This is a genomic window from Williamsia sp. Y721, assembly GCF_059683565.1.
The window spans coordinates 588453-605152 of sequence record NZ_JCASNH010000003.1; the positions used below are offsets into that span (position 1 = coordinate 588453).

General features: G+C 65.1%; 17 protein-coding genes and 1 pseudogene. All 18 read right to left on the bottom strand.

The genetic code is table 11. From position 1 onward, the window contains the following. Positions 1–3: 3 nt before the first annotated feature. Entirely contained in the window at positions 4–1707 is a 1704-nt protein-coding gene (locus AC56PL_RS17405) for an ABC transporter substrate-binding protein (protein WP_497154607.1), read from the bottom strand. Between the two features lie 11 nt (positions 1708–1718). Then, positions 1719–2921, bottom strand: a complete 1203-nt coding sequence (secF, locus tag AC56PL_RS17410; protein WP_495516589.1) for a protein translocase subunit SecF — start codon at positions 2919–2921, stop codon at positions 1719–1721. Then, positions 2914–4476 carry a protein translocase subunit SecD gene (secD, locus tag AC56PL_RS17415; RefSeq protein WP_495516590.1) on the bottom strand — a complete coding sequence of 521 codons (1563 nt, stop codon included), beginning with the start codon at positions 4474–4476 and terminating at the stop codon, positions 2914–2916. The genes secF and secD overlap by 8 nt, the downstream gene beginning before the upstream one ends. A gap of 130 nt (positions 4477–4606) precedes the next feature. Beyond that, positions 4607–5023: a preprotein translocase subunit YajC gene (yajC, locus tag AC56PL_RS17420; RefSeq protein WP_495516591.1), complete on the bottom strand. Its 417-nt coding sequence runs from the start codon at positions 5021–5023 to the stop codon at positions 4607–4609. Between the two features lie 113 nt (positions 5024–5136). Further along, the gene (gene ruvB / locus AC56PL_RS17425) at positions 5137–6330 is read right to left on the bottom strand and encodes a Holliday junction branch migration DNA helicase RuvB (RefSeq protein ID WP_497154608.1); all 1194 of its coding nucleotides are present in this window, start codon (positions 6328–6330) and stop codon (positions 5137–5139) included. Positions 6331–6343: 13 nt separating this feature from the next. After that, entirely contained in the window at positions 6344–6940 is a 597-nt protein-coding gene (gene ruvA / locus AC56PL_RS17430; protein ID WP_495516593.1) for a Holliday junction branch migration protein RuvA, read from the bottom strand. Further along, positions 6937–7506 (bottom strand): crossover junction endodeoxyribonuclease RuvC, encoded by a 570-nt coding sequence (gene ruvC / locus AC56PL_RS17435; protein WP_482139297.1) that lies wholly within the window; start codon positions 7504–7506, stop codon positions 6937–6939. The genes ruvA and ruvC overlap by 4 nt, the downstream gene beginning before the upstream one ends. A 94-nt stretch (positions 7507–7600) precedes the next feature. Beyond that, complete coding sequence (locus AC56PL_RS17440) at positions 7601–8359, bottom strand: YebC/PmpR family DNA-binding transcriptional regulator (protein WP_495516594.1); 759 nt, start codon at positions 8357–8359, stop codon at positions 7601–7603. A 69-nt stretch (positions 8360–8428) separates the two neighbouring features. Next, a complete protein-coding gene (gene pdxT / locus AC56PL_RS17445; RefSeq protein WP_495516595.1) occupies positions 8429–9037 on the bottom strand; it encodes a pyridoxal 5'-phosphate synthase glutaminase subunit PdxT in 609 nt (202 codons plus the stop codon). After that, entirely contained in the window at positions 9034–9885 is an 852-nt protein-coding gene (locus tag AC56PL_RS17450; RefSeq protein WP_495516596.1) for an acyl-CoA thioesterase domain-containing protein, read from the bottom strand. The genes pdxT and AC56PL_RS17450 overlap by 4 nt, the downstream gene beginning before the upstream one ends. Before the next feature lie 78 nt (positions 9886–9963). Next, a complete protein-coding gene (locus AC56PL_RS17455; protein WP_497154609.1) occupies positions 9964–10419 on the bottom strand; it encodes a response regulator transcription factor in 456 nt (151 codons plus the stop codon). Between the two features lie 187 nt (positions 10420–10606). Further along, positions 10607–11335 (bottom strand): FHA domain-containing protein, encoded by a 729-nt coding sequence (locus AC56PL_RS17460; RefSeq protein ID WP_497154610.1) that lies wholly within the window; start codon positions 11333–11335, stop codon positions 10607–10609. Between the two features lie 8 nt (positions 11336–11343). Beyond that, positions 11344–12150 carry a protein phosphatase 2C domain-containing protein gene (locus AC56PL_RS17465; protein WP_495516921.1) on the bottom strand — a complete coding sequence of 269 codons (807 nt, stop codon included), beginning with the start codon at positions 12148–12150 and terminating at the stop codon, positions 11344–11346. Positions 12151–12422: 272 nt separating this feature from the next. Beyond that, on the bottom strand, positions 12423–13349 hold the full coding sequence (pdxS, locus tag AC56PL_RS17470; protein ID WP_495516599.1) for a pyridoxal 5'-phosphate synthase lyase subunit PdxS: 927 nt from the start codon (positions 13347–13349) through the stop codon (positions 12423–12425). Between the two features lie 147 nt (positions 13350–13496). Beyond that, positions 13497–13991 (bottom strand): annotated as a pseudogene (locus AC56PL_RS17475) (LemA family protein); the annotation flags it as partial. Further along, positions 13988–15112, bottom strand: coding sequence for a glycosyltransferase (locus tag AC56PL_RS17480; RefSeq protein ID WP_495516600.1), 1125 nt, complete (start codon positions 15110–15112; stop codon positions 13988–13990). The gene AC56PL_RS17480 and the pseudogene AC56PL_RS17475, both read right to left, overlap by 4 nt. Beyond that, complete coding sequence (locus AC56PL_RS17485) at positions 15109–16029, bottom strand: phosphatidylinositol mannoside acyltransferase (protein WP_495516601.1); 921 nt, start codon at positions 16027–16029, stop codon at positions 15109–15111. Before AC56PL_RS17485 ends, AC56PL_RS17480 begins: the two co-directional genes overlap by 4 nt. Further along, positions 16026–16688 carry a phosphatidylinositol phosphate synthase gene (gene pgsA, locus AC56PL_RS17490; protein ID WP_495516602.1) on the bottom strand — a complete coding sequence of 221 codons (663 nt, stop codon included), beginning with the start codon at positions 16686–16688 and terminating at the stop codon, positions 16026–16028. Before pgsA ends, AC56PL_RS17485 begins: the two co-directional genes overlap by 4 nt. Positions 16689–16700 lie beyond the last annotated feature (12 nt).

The window sequence follows — 16700 nt, forward strand, 5'->3', positions numbered from 1 at the left end:
CGCTCAGCTGTCGGTCAACAGCCAACGGTCGATGTTCCAGCCGGAACCCGGTCTGGCCATACCCATCACCACATTGTTCACCTTGTCCCCCGCGAGCCGAGTACGCGCCTCCGCAAACAGAGGCAGAACCGGCATGTCGCGCCAGAGCAATGTCTCGATCTCCCGCAGCAGCGGAAGCCGCCCGGCAGGTGGAACGGTCACCGCGAGCTGATCGATCAGGGCGGAGACCCGACTGTTGTCGTAACCCCCGACGTTGATCGGTTCGCCGCGCACGAACGCGTAGCTGTCGCGGGTCGGGTCGGCGGCCCCGGTGGCCGCGAATCCGTTGCCAGATGCGGTGATCAGCACATCGACGTCGCGCCCGAGGCTTCCCGGACCGATGTCCGGACCCGCCGTATCGATGACGGACACATCGGCACGACCACAGCTCGCGGCGATGGCGGCGACCATCTGTGCCCGCCGGCTGTCGGGTGCGACATAACCGATCCGGACGACCAGCGGCGGCATCCCGGCGCGCGCGGCAGCCAATTGTGCGCGGGCCCGTTCGGGATCTGCCTGTAGGTATTGGCCGCCGAACTGTGCGTTCACCGAGTCGGACAACAGATCGTCCGGACCGAGTAAGTGGTTGTTCACCACCGATGTTCCGCGGCCGAACTCGCGGGCCATGCTGTCTCGTGGGATGCAGGCGGCAAATGCGCGGCGGACGGCGGCATCGGCGAAGACGCCTTCACCGGAGAAAACAAGACGTTCGACACCCAGCGACGAGACGGGCGCCCGCACGCCCTGCGGGATCGGTTCGGCTTCGCGGTGTTCGCGCGGCGTGGGATCGACTCCGTATGTCCCCGCCGCGATGTCGAGAACGTCGATGGAACCGGCATCCCCGGTGGCGATCTTCTCGGTCATCTCCGTCTGCCGTGGCCAGACGGTCAGCCGTGGTGCCGCAGGCGGATCACCCCACCATCGGGTGTTCGCCACCAGGACCAACCCGTCCTCGCGCGTGTACTCCTCGACACGTAGAGGTCCCAGCGCCGGATACCTATCGGTCGAGCGCTCGCCGGGCACCAACTCCCACGCCGTGTTCCACACCCGCGCGAGCTCGGCCCTGGCCTGTGGGTCGGAACCGGTGATGACGTCGACGACGGACGATATGCCCATCTGCTGGGTGATCACCTGCGGCGGCAGCAGCGTGCCTGCGCCGAAGAGCGCCTTCCAATCCTTGTATGCGCGACCGTGTTTGAACGTGACCATCGCGGTCCGCGCCCCGGGTCGGCAATCGATGCCCTCGATGTCGCGGTACCCGGCAGTGCTGGCCACGTCGAAACCGCCGACCGTACCGCTGTGCGCCGCCCAGGCCAACATCAACGCGTCACACGTGAGCGGCACCCCGTCGCTGTACACGGCCTTGGGGTTGATCTGGTACCGGACGACCAGCCCCCCGCGATTGCTGTCGGTGACAACGGAGGTGCCGATGTCGGTGTCCGCGAGGGCGCCACCGTCAGGCCCCAGGTAGCTGAAACCAGGAAGGACCCGCGACAGCGCCATCAAAGAGCCCTCGGTGGACCCAACCAGCGAACTCGGGTTATAGGTGGTCACCGCGCCGTCGATGACGTAGTTGACGGTCTCCGCGGGCGCATCGGAGCAGGCGCTGACCGACCCCATTACACACATCCCGGCGATTGCCATCGCCAGGAGCCCGCGGATTCTCATCAACCGTGAGGTTAGTGCTTGCGCCTGCGCTTACCCGACGGACGCGCCCCGGGTTCCGGAGTACTTCCCGGACGGGCCGCACGCTTGGTTGTCTGCGCGGTCTTGGTCAGCGTCGTCTTGGACCCTGTGGTCGAGGATTCAGTGGCGGCGGACCCGGCATCGCCGGAGACGCTCACGCGTTCTTCACGCTCGGCACGGCGCGCGAGCACCTTGCGGGTGTGTGCCCCGATGTCTTTGCGGCGCTCCTTCAGCGTGACCAGCAGCGGTGTGGCGAAGAAGAGCGACGAGTACGTCCCGGTGATCACACCGACCATCTGGACCAGGGCCAGATCCTTCAGGGTTCCGACCCCGAGGAGCCAGACCGCGATGATCATCAGCGCCAGCACCGGCAACACCGAGATGACCGTGGTGTTGATGGACCGCATAAATGTCTGGTTCACCGCGAGGTTGGCCTGCTCGGCGTACGTGCGGCGCGCCGTGTGCGTCACCCCTCGGACGTTCTCCTCGACCTTGTCGAAGACCACCACCGTGTCGTACAGCGAGAAACCCAGAATCGCGAGGAAGCCGATCACGGTCGCCGGGGTCACCTCGAATCCGACCAGTGAATAGATCCCGGCGGTGGTGATGATGTCGAAGATCAGGGCGGCCATCGCCGCCAATGCCATCTCCCGGTCGAACCGGATGGCGATGTACACCGTCACGATGACCAGGAACACGATCAGGGCGATGATCGCCTTCTCGGTGATCTCACCACCCCAGGTGGAGCTGACCTCGGACGAGCTCACGTCGTTCGGCGCCAGTCCGAAAGCGTCTGCCAGCGCCGTGTTGACCTTGACCACTTCTTGCGCGTTCAAGGTCTCGGTGCGGATTTGCACCGTCTTGCTCGAACCCGAACCGGCGGTCTGCACCGACTCCGGGGCACTGCCCATGGCCTGGGTGTAGACGTCCTCGACGTCTCCGGTGCTGATCTCACTCGACATCGGGAGCGAGATCTGGGTGCCACCCTCGAAGTCGATACCGAGCGTGAAACCCCGGATACCGATACTGGCCAGTGAGATGACCACCAGCGCCAGCGTGATGAGATACCACATCTTGCGCCTACCGACGATCTGGAAAGCGCCGGTACCGGTGTAGAGCCGTGAAAACGCCGAACGATTGGTGGCCGCGACAAAGTTCGCGTCACTCGTGGGTGCCAGGCGATCGACCTCAGCCATTGCGCACTCCTCCTGAGGTCGATGTCGGACGATCCGCCGCGGCAGCGTTGCGGCGCTCGCGCGCCACATCGGTGACGGCGCCCAGTCCGTTGACAGAGGGCTTGGACAGGAACTTCGAACGTGATGCGTAGACCACCAGCGGGTACGTCACCATGAACACCACCGCGACATCGAGGATGGTCGTGAGGCCGAGCGTGAACGCGAATCCTCGGACGTCACCGATCGCCAGGAAGTACAGCACCGCGGCCGAGATCAGGGAGACCGCGTTACCGGACCAGATGGTCCGCTTCGCGCGCGCCCAGCCGCGAGGCACGGCGGACCGGAAACTTCGGCCCTCGCGCATCTCGTCCTTTATTCGCTCGAAGTAGACGACAAACGAGTCGGCGGTCATACCGATACCGATGACCAGACCGGCAATACCTGCGAGGTCGAGCGAGAAGCCGATGTATCGGCCGAGCAGGACCATGATCCCGTAGACCATGATCCCCGACATCACGAGCGAGACAACGGTCAGGATTCCGAGCATGCGGTAGTACAGCAATGCGTAGATGAAGACGGCGAGGAGTCCGACCAGACCCGCGATCAGACCTGCCTTGAGCGAGGACCAGCCCAGTGTTGCCGACACCGTCTCCGCATCAGAGGCCTCGAACGACAACGGCAACGATCCGTATTTGAGGACGTTGGCGAGGTCTTTTGCCTCGGTCTGGGTGAAGTCACCACTGACCTCGGTGGTGCCACTGATGGCACCGTTGATCTGGGGAGCGCTCACGACCTTGGAGTCGAGCGTGAACGCCGTCGCCTTGCCGATGTTCTGGGCGGTGTAGCTCGCCCATCGATCGCTGGCGCCACCTTTGTAGTCCAGGCGCACGATCCAGGCACCGGCCCCCTGGGTGGTGCCTGCCTCGGCCTTGTCGATGTCGCTGCCCTTGAGGATCTGCGGTTCCAGCAGATAGACCTGCGAACCGTCCTCTGAACAGGTCACCAGGTACTGATCGGGATCGTCGTTGCCCTGCAACGGATCCGGCACCGAAGGATCACAGTTCATCTTCGACATGTACTCGGTCAAGGCGGTGGTGTCGGCATCGGCCGGAGCCTGCCGCAACCGCTTCGCCTCGGCGATCGCCTCTTCCGGCGTCTGGTCCTCGGGGGTGGTTGCCGCCGGCTGAGGTGTCGCCGCCTGAACGGTGGCGACGGGCCGGACGTACAGCAGGGCGGTCTGCCCGAGGGTGCGCGCCTGCTGACCGTCGTCGCCGGGCACCGTGATGACCAGGTTGTCACCGGTGATGACCACCTCGGACCCGGAGACACCGAGCCCGTTGACGCGCTGCTCGATGATCTGCTTTGCCTTGTCGAGCTGATCTTTGCTCGGCGCGGCGCCATCAGGGGTACGAGCGGTCAGTGTGACCCGGGTACCGCCCTGTAGGTCGATACCCAGCTTGGGTGTCGGATCTTGGTTGCCGGTGAAGAACACCAACCCGTACACCACGATCATCAATAAGAAAAAGACGATCAAAGACCGTATAGGCGGTGCCTCACGGTTCGACGACGATGCCACGCTGCCTACGTCTCCTCGGTTGTTCTAGATACCCCATGCACACCGCAGGGGCGCCCGCCACGGTACGTGCCGCGACCACAGTTGTGTCGCGGCACCTCCTTGGAGGCGCCCCGGTATGGGCTTCGCGTACTTACGCTTTGTCTTGGTCTTCGTGCGGCTTCTCCAGGCTGACATTCTTGTCGCCGTTGTCGGAGCTGCCCAGGTCTTCGTCGTCATCGTGGATGCCGTTGTATTCGATCTCGGCATCGTTGCTGCCGACCAATCCGACACCCGGGTAGCTGTCGGCGAGGTCATCGGAGTGGACGACCTCGCGAATGGCGAGGCGGTTCCACCGAGAGACGAAGCCGTCGGCGATCTCGAGATCAACAGCTCCCTCGGCCAGTCCGGTCACGGTGCCGTAGACACCGGACGTGGTCTGGACGCGGACGCCGACCTGCAGGGATTCCTGCATGGTCTTGGCTTCTGCCACTGCCTTCTTCTGGCGGCGGACAGACAGGAACATCATGCCGACCAAGAAGACCAGCAGTAGGGGGAATAGCAATTCCATGAGGTGTGTTCAGTCCTTGGTTGTAATTCGCGGTCGCGAGAAGTGCTCGCAATCACTGACCAGTGTGCCATCTTCGCCGCACCATGCCAGATCCGGCTTGGAACAGCCCCTTGTCAGATCCCCTTCTCGTCGGATGGATCGAACAGCGAAACCACCTCGGGACCGTCGTCCCGCGCCCGCACCCCGAAGCCCGCACTGAGTGCACCCGCCGGCGGATTCAGCCCGAGGTGATGCCACGCGGCTGCGGTCGCGACCCGGCCGCGAGGGGTCCGGGCGATCATCCCGGCGCGCACCAGGAACGGTTCACACACCTCTTCGACGGTGGCGGGTTCTTCTCCAACTGCCACCGCGAGGGTTGACACACCCACCGGTCCGCCGCCAAAACCCCTGATCAGGGCTGCGAGCACGGCACGGTCGAGACGATCGAATCCGAGTTCGTCGACGTCGTAGACGGCCAGTGCAGCACGTGCCACGGCCAGATCGACCACGCCATCGGCCCGCACCTCCGCGTAGTCCCGGACGCGCCGCAGCAGGCGGTTGGCGATCCGGGGCGTGCCCCGGGACCGGGAAGCGATCTCGGCACCGGCGTCGGGCCGCATGGTGATCCCGAGAATTCCCGCCGCCCGGTTCAGAACCCGCTCGAGTTCACCGGTGTCGTAGAACTCCATGTGCGCGGTGAAGCCGAACCGGTCACGCAACGGTCCGGTGAGGGCACCTGACCGCGTGGTTGCGCCGACCAACGTGAACGGTGCGACATCGAGCGGGATCGATGTGGCACCGGGTCCCTTGCCGACGATCACGTCGACACGGAAGTCCTCCATCGCGAGGTACAGCATCTCCTCTGCGGGCCGGGCGATCCGGTGGATCTCGTCGATGAAGAGCACATCACCCTCGACGAGGTTGGAGAGCATCGCGGCGAGATCGCCTGCCCGTTCGAGCGCCGGACCCGATGTCACGCGCAGCGCCGCACCCATCTCGGAGGCGATGATCATCGCGAGCGAGGTCTTGCCGAGTCCGGGTGGACCGGAGAGGAGAATGTGATCCGGTGTCCCGCCGCGTCCGCGGGCGGCTTGCAGCACGAGTTCGAGCTGTTCACAGACCCGTGGCTGCCCGATGAAATCGCCAAGGCTCCGTGGCCGCAGGCTGTTGTCGAGATCGCCGTCACCCGTGATGCGACCGGCATTGACGGTACGACTGGACGAGTCATCTGACCCGGCCCCGAAATCGTCGCCACCGAAATCGCCGTCTCCGAAATCGCCGTCTCCGAAGTTGTCGTCCCCGAAGTTGTCGTCCCCGGCGCCGATCATGACGACCCACCCATCACTTGGTCTTACCCAGTGACGCCAGCGCGGCTCGCAGCACGGTTGCCGAATCGGCATCCGGCCGGTCGGCGAGGACCGCGATGACGGCCTTCTCTGCCTGCGGGGCGGCGAATCCGAGTCCGACGAGGGCTTCGGACACCTGGTCGCGAATGGTGAAACTCGACATCGAGGAATCACCTGTGGAGGCGGCATGTGGCCGCTCGACCTTGTCGCGCAGTTCGACGACGAGACGCTCGGCGACCCGCTTGCCGATGCCGGGCACGGTGATCAATGCCTTGGTGTCGCCGCCCGCCAATGCTTGTCGCAAGGCATCGGGCTCGAGGACCGCGAGGGTGGCCATCGCCAACCGCGGACCGACCCCGGTCACCGTCTGCAACAAGGTGAACAGCGATCTGGCGTCGGGTTCGGTGAAGCCGTACAAGGTCATCGAGTCTTCGCGGACGATCATCGTCGTCAACAGAAGGGCCTCGACGCCACGGCGTACCGATCCGGCGGTACTGGGGGTGACCAGGACCTGATACCCGACGCCGCCGCAATCGATGACCACATGGTCGAGTGCCACGTCCACCACCGGACCACGAACCGAAGCGATCATCGCGCCGCCGCCTTCTTCGCCTGGGCGACTCGCTCGCGATACGCCTTTTGTTGGGCCAATGCCTTTGCCTGGGCCGCCTCCATGCGCTCGGCGATCGGTCCGCGCCAGCAATGACAGATCGCCAACGCCAGCGCGTCGGCGGCATCGGCCGGTTTGGGAGCCTGCTGCATGCCCAGGATGCGGGTGACCATGGCGGTCACCTGCGCCTTGTCGGCACGGCCGCTGCCGGTGACAGCGGCCTTCACCTCACTCGGCGTGTGAAATCGCACCGGGACACCCCGTTTGGCCGCGGCAAGCGCGATCACTCCCCCGGCCTGGGCGGTACCCATGGCGGTGCTGACCTGATGCTGCGCGAAGACCCGCTCGATCGCCACCACGTCCGGGCTGTGCACATCGAGCCAGTGCTCGGCGGCCGTGTGGATGGCGAGCAACCGGTTCTCCAGCGGCATGTCCGGGGGCGTGCGGATCACGTCGACGTCAAGTGCCGTCACAGCGCGACCGGAGCCGGATTGAACCAGCGCGATCCCGCACCGGGTCAACCCTGGGTCCACACCCATCACACGCATGCATCTCCACCTTCGACAACAACCAGCCAGAAACGAACAACTGTTCGATATCCTAGCGGCCGCGTCGAACAAGCCGAGGCAACAACACGCCGGGTCAGGCGTCCTGTTCGAGTTCGGCGAGCACGTCGTCGCTGATGTCGATGTTGGTGTAGACGTCTTGCACGTCGTCCGAATCCTCGAGCGCGTCGATCAACCGGAAGACCTTGCGTGCACCCTCGGCGTCGACCGGCACCTCGACCGAGGCGCGGAAGCTGGCCTCGGCGGATTCGTAGTCGATTCCCGCGTCCTGCAACGCGGTGCGAACGGCAACGAGATCCGTTGGTTCACTGACGATCTCGAACTGCGTCCCCAGATCGGTGACTTCTTCGGCGCCGGCCTCGAGAACAGCCATCAACACGTCGTCCTCCGACAGACCGTTCTTCTCGAGGGTCACCACACCCTTGCGGGCGAACAGGTACGACACCGAACCCGGATCGGCCATGTTGCCGCCGTTGCGGCTCATCGCGGTGCGCACCTCGGTGGCAGCCCGGTTGCGATTGTCGGTGAGGCACTCGATCAGGATTGCAACACCGTTGGGTCCGTAACCCTCGTACGTGATGTTCTGCCAGTCGGCGCCACCGGCCTCTTCGCCGCCGCCACGTTTGCGGGCGCGTTCGATGTTGTCGTTGGGCACCGACGACTTCTTAGCCTTCTGAATCGCGTCGTACAGCGTGGGGTTACCAACCGGGTCGCCGCCACCGGTCCGCGCTGCGACCTCGATGTTCTTGACGAGCTTGGCAAACATCTTGCCGCGCTTGGCATCGACCACCGCCTTCTTGTGCTTGGTGGTGGCCCATTTGGAGTGGCCGCTCATTGGCGCAAGCCCCTTTCGTACAGCTCTGGTCTTCTGGCGTGGAGGTGCGGATCGATCCTACTCGCAGTATCAGCGGGTATTTCTGACCATCTCGGCAAAGTACTCGTGGACCCGTAGATCGCCCGTCACCTCGGGATGAAATGAGGTCGCCAGGACATTGCCCTGACGTACCGCCACCACCCGACCGGCGGCCGGACCGTCGGGGACCGTGCCGAGTACCTCGACGCCCTCCCCCGTCGACTCCACCCACGGCGCCCGGATGAAGACCGCACGCATCGGGCCGCCAGGGATGCCGACGAGTTCGAGGTCGGTCTCGAACGAGGCGACCTGACGTCCGAATGCGTTGCGGCGCACGGTGATGTCGAGGGCATCGAGGTGCTGGGCATCGGGACGCGTATCGAGGATGTTGCTGGCGAGCATGATCATCCCGGCACAGGAACCGTAGGCGGGCAGGCCACCGGCAAGAGCCTTGCGCAACGGTTCGAGCAGGTCGAGGATCACCAGCAACTTGCTCATCGTGGTCGATTCGCCACCGGGGATGACGATTCCGTCGATCTGGTCGAGTTCACTCGGCCGGCGGATCGCGCAGGCCTGCGCCCCCGCCTTGGTCAGCGCGTCGTGATGTTCGCGGACATCACCCTGCAGAGCGAGGATGCCGATCCGGGGTGCGCTGCTCAACTCGGCCGCTTCGCGTGCTGGTCGGCCGGAACGGGACGTCCGGTCCTGGTCAGCCCCTCCTGCGTCACCGCGGCCACCATCACGCCCCGGTGATCGTAGATCCGGCCCTGGGTCAACGAGCGACCCCCACTGGCCGACGGTGACGTCTGGTCGTAGAGCAGCCATTCGTCGGCGCGGAACGGGCGGAGGAACCACATCGCGTGGTCGAGGGAGGCGAACTGCGCGTCTTCGTCGGGGTGCGGGACCTTCGCCGAACCCAGCAATGTCATGTCGCTCATGTACGCGAGTGTGCAGACGTGGAACACCTGGTCGTCGGGCAGCGGCGTGCGGTAGCGGAACCACACCTGCTGCTGCGCCGCGAGGTCCCGGCTGCCGATCAGATCGTCACGCGGAACGATCCGGACGTCGAAGTTCTGCCATTCACGGTAGGGCGCCTTGAGTTCCGGGTCGTCAACCGTCAGCAGGTCGACGAGCTCTTCGGGCCGCTTGACCCGGGGCATCGTGTCCTGGTGTTCATAACCCTGGTCATCGACGTGGAACGAGGCCGACATCGTGAAGATCGCCAGGCCGTCCTGGATGGCGGTGACCCGGCGCGTGCAAAACGACCGGCCGTCGCGGATCCGATCGACGAGGTACACCGTAGGTTCGAGCGGGTTGCCCCCGCGAAGGAAGTAGCCGTGCAGCGAGTGCACGTTGAAACGGTCCTCGACACTCCGGGTGGCCGACACCAGTGCCTGTCCGGCGACCTGCCCGCCGAAGGTGCGTTCGAGGAAACTCTCGTGAACCCGCCCCCGGTAGATGTCCTTCTCGATTTCCTCGAGTTGGAGGATCTCTTCGATCATCGCCATGTGGTTGACCCCTTTCTGACCACGATTATTGCCCACGTGGCGTCAGAGGCCGATCACCCGCACCCGCGGGCGACTACTTCACAAGTCGTCGATGGAGACGATCCCGTCCTGGATGGCCCGCGCCACCAGAGCCGCTTTGGTCGATGCTCCGCGCCCGACCTCGTTGTACTTCACGCGGATTCGCGCGAGGTGCGTGTTGACGGTGCCGAGCGAGATGAAGAGCGATTCGGCGACAGCCGATTTCGAGTCGAGGTTCAGCCAGGCCCGGAGCACCTCGATCTCCCGTTGCGACAGCTTGGGCTTCGGGTATGTCCGGGTGGCCACCGAATCGACCTGGCCCTGGCCCGCCTGCCGGGTCGGTGACGTCGGAGCACCCGGCGTGGTGCAGGTGGTCGTCTGCCGACCCGGAAGTGGCATCGTGCGCTGTGCCAGCCGGGCCAACGCCTCTTCACGGGTCAGCCGGGCCGGGGTCACCGGCCGGTAGCCGACGCGGGGACGGGTCGGCGCGTGAAAAGTGTTGTGCAATACGGTCATCACGGTCTCCTACTAGGTGTTGGGCCAACTCGCTGCGCTGCGGCGCGGCTGTGGAATGTCACAACACTAAAACCGCTACGAGCGACGTGTCGATGGGGAGAACTACCCACCCCATCGATGCAGGTAAGACCACCTTTTCACGACGAGTACCCGGAGATCGTGCCCCATCGGGCACACTTGCGGGCGATCAGCCGCCCGTCACACCGCTGCGCCGCGCCTCGGCCTCGATCATCGGGAGGTCGGCGCGGGTGACCACCCGGGAGGCGACGGCGTACTCGACGAGCTTGACCCGGCGATTGCTGGCGAGCCGACCGGAGCCACCCCGCATCCCGGACACGCCGATCTGATCGAATTTGTCGCAGACGTTGTCGAGTTTGCGATTGAACTTGGTCAGCGACCAGCCGAGCCGATGCGCGGCCCGCGCGGATGACGGGATCGAACTCGCTCCGGTGCCGTTGCGGCGCAACACCTCTTCGGCGAGTACCACGATGAGCAGCTTCTGGCTCTCCGTCAGGGATACGACACCGATGGTCGCCTCCCCACTGCCCGTCGGTTCGCCCGGCCGGTCCAGACTCACCAAAGGAATTGTGCCCGAATGGATGTCGAGTTCATACGTGGTGGGTCCGGCGGTGAACACGACCGCGGTCACCCCGGATGTCAACGGCACCCTGGCGCCAGGTGCCAGGGTGGCCTGGAAGCCCGCTTCACCGGCGACAACACCCGCCGACAGATGCGAGCCGACATTGGACAGCCACCACAGACCCTGTTCGAAATGGATCATCAGAAACTTGCGGTGCAGATACGGGTTGTCGTCGATGTCCAGATCGGCGTCACGGCCGATGTGGAAGGGTTCGTCCGGGTCCAGCGGGTGACGCTCGCCGCAATAGTCGACGAACGACTCAGGCGGCGCGCTCATCGGCACGCTCACCGAATGGGGGGTTCGACAAGTTCCGGAACCGCGGTGACATCGGCAATCGCCACGGTCACGTTGTCACGGCCGCCCGATTCCAGTGCGGCCGCGACCAGCGTTGTCGCGGCCAGCGTCGGATCGGGCTGGTCTGCGAGGATCTGCGCGATCACGCTGTCGGCGAGCTCTCCGGTCAGACCGTCCGAGCACACCAGGATGCGATCGCCGATCGCGACCGGGAACGTGAAGAAGTCGGCCTCCTGTTCCATGCCGGCACCCAGGGCCCGCGTGATCACGTTGCGCCGCGGGTCAACTCGGGCCTGTTCGGCGGTCAGATATCCGGCGTCGACAAGTTCTTGCACCTGCGAGTGGTCGACGGTGACCTGTTCGAGCCTGCCCGCGGAGAACCGGTACGTCCGGGAATCGCCGATGTTCAATACCAGCCAGTGCGGCACACCATCGTGGTCGGCCAACAGCGCACCGGTGATGGTTGTGCCCGCATGGCGGTTGGACTCGGTGTCGATCCGTTCGATCTGCCGCTGCGCCTCGGTGAGGAGTTCGACGACCGAATCGCGGGTGCGGTTGATCCCGCTGATGGCGGTGGTCGACAACGCGGTCAGCGCCGCCTCACTGGCGAGCTCGCCACGGTCGTGTCCGCCCATGCCGTCGGCGACAAGGACCATCCCGGGGGCCACCAGTACCGCGTCCTCGTTGGTCTCGCGCAACAGGCCGACGTCGCTGACCACCGCCCAGGAGATCGAGACCTGGCCGAACTCACCTGTACCGCTGCGGGTTACATCCCGAACCGCCCCGGTTGTCTCCATGCTCATCGAGCTCCGCCTTCAGGTCTTTTGGTCGAACGCGCCAACACGTATCAATCTGCCACGTCAAAGCTTCCTTCGCCCAGCGCAGCAACCTTGCCCGGTCTGATCATCCACAATCGACCCGCCGGGCGCAGTGAATTGGATATGCGTGTCGGCAGAAACAAAGGAGCCACCGGCCCGCGGGTGCGGCCCAGTGGCTCCTGCGGGTGCCGACAACACCCGGACGATCTCCGGCGCTGCCGTGGCAGCGCTCGATCAGTCAGCGGACGTGGTCACCAGCCGCGCTCTGCGAGGCGGTGCGGCTCCGGGATCTCGTCGACGTTGATACCGACCATTGCTTCGCCCAGCCCGCGGGAGACCTTGGCCAACACATCGGGATCGTCGAAGAAGGTGGTGGCCTGCACGATGGCGGAGGCACGCTGCGCCGGGTTACCGGACTTGAAGATGCCCGACCCGACGAACACACCCTCGGCGCCGAGCTGCATCATCATCGCGGCGTCGGCCGGGGTGGCGATACCACCGGCGGTGAACAGGGTGACCGGCAACTTACCTGCCTCGGCGATCTCGACAACCAGGTCGTACGGCGCCTGCAGCTCCTTGGCCGCCACGAACAGCTCGTCCTTGGGCAGCGAGGTCAGCCACCGGATCTGATCACGCATCTTGCGCATGTGGGTGGTGGCGTTGGAGACGTCGCCGGTTCCGGCCTCACCCTTGGACCGGATCATCCCGGCACCTTCGGTGATACGGCGAAGCGCCTCACCGAGATTGGTGGCACCACAGACGAACGGAACGGTGAACTGCCACTTGTCGATGTGGTTGGCGTAGTCGGCCGGCGTCAGGACCTCGGACTCGTCGATGTAGTCGACACCGAGGCTCTGCAGGATCTGCGCTTCGACAAAATGGCCGATACGGGCCTTGGCCATCACCGGGATCGACACCGTGGAGATGATCGAATCGATCATGTCCGGATCGCTCATCCGGGAGACGCCGCCCTGGGCTCGGATGTCGGCGGGAACTCGCTCGAGTGCCATGACCGCAACAGCACCGGCATCCTCGGCGATCTTGGCCTGCTCCGCGTTGACCACATCCATGATCACGCCGCCCTTGAGCATCTCGGCCATACCGCGCTTCACCCGCGCAGTACCGGTGCCGGAAGCGTCCGGAGTCACCGAAGAACCAAGGTCTGAAGCACTGCTCACGTCAATTACTCCTACACAACTAGTGGATACACAGTTCAGTAAAGTCCTGGACTTTCAGTCTATGCCCTGGGCTTTTGGCGTGCATACACGCCTCGGCGAGAGGTGAACGTCCAGTCCGTCGAGCAGGGGGTCGATCGCCGATCAGGCCGCTGCCCGCTCGACGATCTCGAAGTACGTCGGGAGTGGCGCGGTACCACCGAGGTGAAGCCACCGCACCGGGCGCCGCTGTCGCAGCGCCAAGGTATCGCGGACGGCATCGTTGTAGAACCGCCGCGCGATCATCACCCTGGTCTCGGCGTCGGCGAGCTCGGTGACCAGTTGTGAGCGCAGTGAACCACTGTCCACCTGGGCCAATGCGGCGGACACCACGTTCTCGGCATCTTCGCGTTCGCCGGGCGATGCACCTTCGGCCCGGTCGGCTGCCGCGATCAGCGCTTTGCCGTCACCACCGAGGCCTGCCCCGATCGACCGGGCCACCACGGCCCGGCGGGCCAGCGCCGCGTCGAGTGCCTGCCAGGACAGATCAACCCGCACGTGCAGGCGATCGAGCCGGTTGGCCGTCTTGTACGACCAGCCGAGCCCGGCCAGCACCACCACTGCGACGATTCCCAGGATCAGGATTGTCAGAGCTGAAATCGTCATTCTTCGACTACCACCTTGCCGGCCCCGATAGTGACCGTGTCATAAACCCGCAGGATCTGATCAGCGACCTGCGACCAGTCGTATCGCGCCGCGCGCTGCTCTGCGCGCTCCACCATCGCCGAGCGGCTCGCGTCGTCACCGAGGGCCGCGATGATCCCGAAGGCGAGTTCCTCCGAATCACCGACCTCCACCAGGACTCCGGAACGTCCGTCGTCGAGGACCCGGCGGAATGCGTCGAGCTTGCTCGCCACCACCGCAGCGCCTGCGGCCATCGCCTCGACAAGCACGATGCCGAAACTCTCGCCACCCAGGTTCGGCGCGCAGTACACATCGGCCGACCGCAGGGCCCGGGCCTTGGTCTCGTCGTCGACCTGTCCGAGCAACACCAGGCGATCGGCGAACTCCCCGGCCTTACCGCGCAGCGTCCGTTCGTGACCGCCCCCGACCACCAGGACGCGGACGTCGGGATACCGGGCGACCACCGCGGGCAGCGCACCGATCAGGACGTCCATCCCCTTGCGGGGTTCGTCATAGCGGCCCAGGAACAGGATCGTCTTGCCCCGTCGTGGATAGCCTTCGAACGGCTCCGCATCGGAAAACGACCGCACATGCACGCCGTTCGGGATCTCCACCGCGTCGGAACCGAGGGATTCCATCTGCCAGCGGCGTGCCAGTTCGGATACGGCGATCTTGCCGGCGATCCGTTCGTGATAGGGACGCAGAATCCCCTGAAAGAGACTGAGCCACAACGACTTCGTGGTCGCGGCATGGAATGTGGTGACGATCGGACCCTGCGCCACCATCAGGGAGAGCATCGAGATACTGGGCGAATTGGGTTCATGGACGTGGAGGACGTCGAACTCTTCTTCCCGCAACCAGTTCCGCAGGCGCCCATACGCTTTCGGACTGAAGTTCAGGCGGGCCACCGAGCCGTTGTACGGAATCGCAAGTGCCTCACCGACCGACACCACATAGGAGGGCAATTCGGTGTCCCGGCCTGCGGGCGCGAGCACACTGACGGTGTGTCCGCGGTTGATGAACACCTGCGCGAGTTCCATCACATGGGCCTGGACGCCGCCGGGGATGTCGAACGAGTACGGGCAGATCATGCCGATCTTCACTCGCTTTTCCCCTCCTCGATCATGCGACGCCGGTTGTGCGACCAGTCAGCCTCCCACAGCGGTTGCAGCATGTGCCAATCTTCGGGATGGGCAGCGATATTGGCCTCGAAGACCGTCGCCATCGCCTGCGTGGTCGCCTCGACCCCGCCCGTGGTGTCGATCACCTCGCTGCAGGAGAGCTCGGAGGTGTCGGGTCCGGTGAACCAATGGTGGACCGCGATCAGCGCGGCACCGGTGTCGATCGCCAATTTGGCAGGCCCGGCAGGCATTCGGGTCTGTTCCCCGAAGAACGTCACCGGGACGCCGCGTTTGGCGAGATCGCGCTCACCGAGCAAGCAGACCACACCTCCGGACCGAAGGCGCGCCGCCAGCTGTTGAAAGGGCGGTGCCTCTCCTCCGCTGAGCGGGAAGATCTCGAAGCCCAGGCTCTCCCGGTACCGGACGAACCTCTCGAACAGCGATTCGGGCTTCAACCGCTCGGCGACGGTGGAGAACTCCCCCAACAAGTCGACAAGCCAGACACCGGCCATGTCCCAATTGCCGGAGTGGGGCAAGGCGAGGATCACTCCGTTGCCCTTGTCGAGGGCGGTCTCAATGCGACCACGGTCGATGTCGGGCATATGTACCCGCGAGGCCGCGGCGGCCATATCCATGGACGGAAGCCGGAACGACTCACGCCAATAACGTGCATACGACCGCATCGCGGCCTTCATCACGTCGTCCGGGACCTGCTCTGGTTCGCAGCGCAGGACCCGGGCGAGGTTCTTGCGCAACTGATCGGGACCGCCTTTGCGACCGCCCACGACCGTGCCGACGCCGTCGAAGACGCTGCGGGCGACACCTTCCGGCAGATGCCGGACCAGCGACCAACCGGCCGCGTAACCGAGGTCCGCGAGCCGTTCTGCGGCCCCGCTCACTCCGTCGGCCCGCCGGGGTCCGGTGTCGACGACGGAGCTGTGATCGGGAGCAGATCCGTGGCGCCCGGCGACTTGTACACCGACCACATCCGCTGGAAGACGGTGATCACGCTGCCCGCGGCCAGTGCCCACATCGCGATGTGAATTGCCCACGGCAATCCGAGTCCGGTCAAACCGGTGCCCACCAACACGATGACCAGGCGATCCGGACGTTCGATCAACCCGCCGTCACCGTTGAGGCCGCTGGCCTCCGCACGGGCCTTGGCGTAAGAGATCACCTGCGAGGTGACCAGGCAGATCATCGTCGCGATGAACAGGGGTTTGCTCGGTTCCTCCACCAGGGTCCACCAGCCGAGCCCGGCGAAGATGGCACCGTCGGCGAGCCGGTCGCAGGTGGAGTCGAGCACGGCACCGAACTTGGTGCCGCCACCGCGGGCCCGGGCCATCGCACCGTCGAGCATGTCGAACATCACGAAGAGCCAGATCGCCAGTGTCCCGACGAACAGATAGCCCATCGGGAACAGCGTCACCGCCGCCGCGATCGTCGCAACGGTGCCGATGATCGTCATCGCATCAGGGGTCAGACCGGTCTTGATCAGCACTTTTCCCAGCGGCAGGGTGATCTTGGATACCGAAGCCCGCCCCAGCACACTCAACATAGATTCAGCACG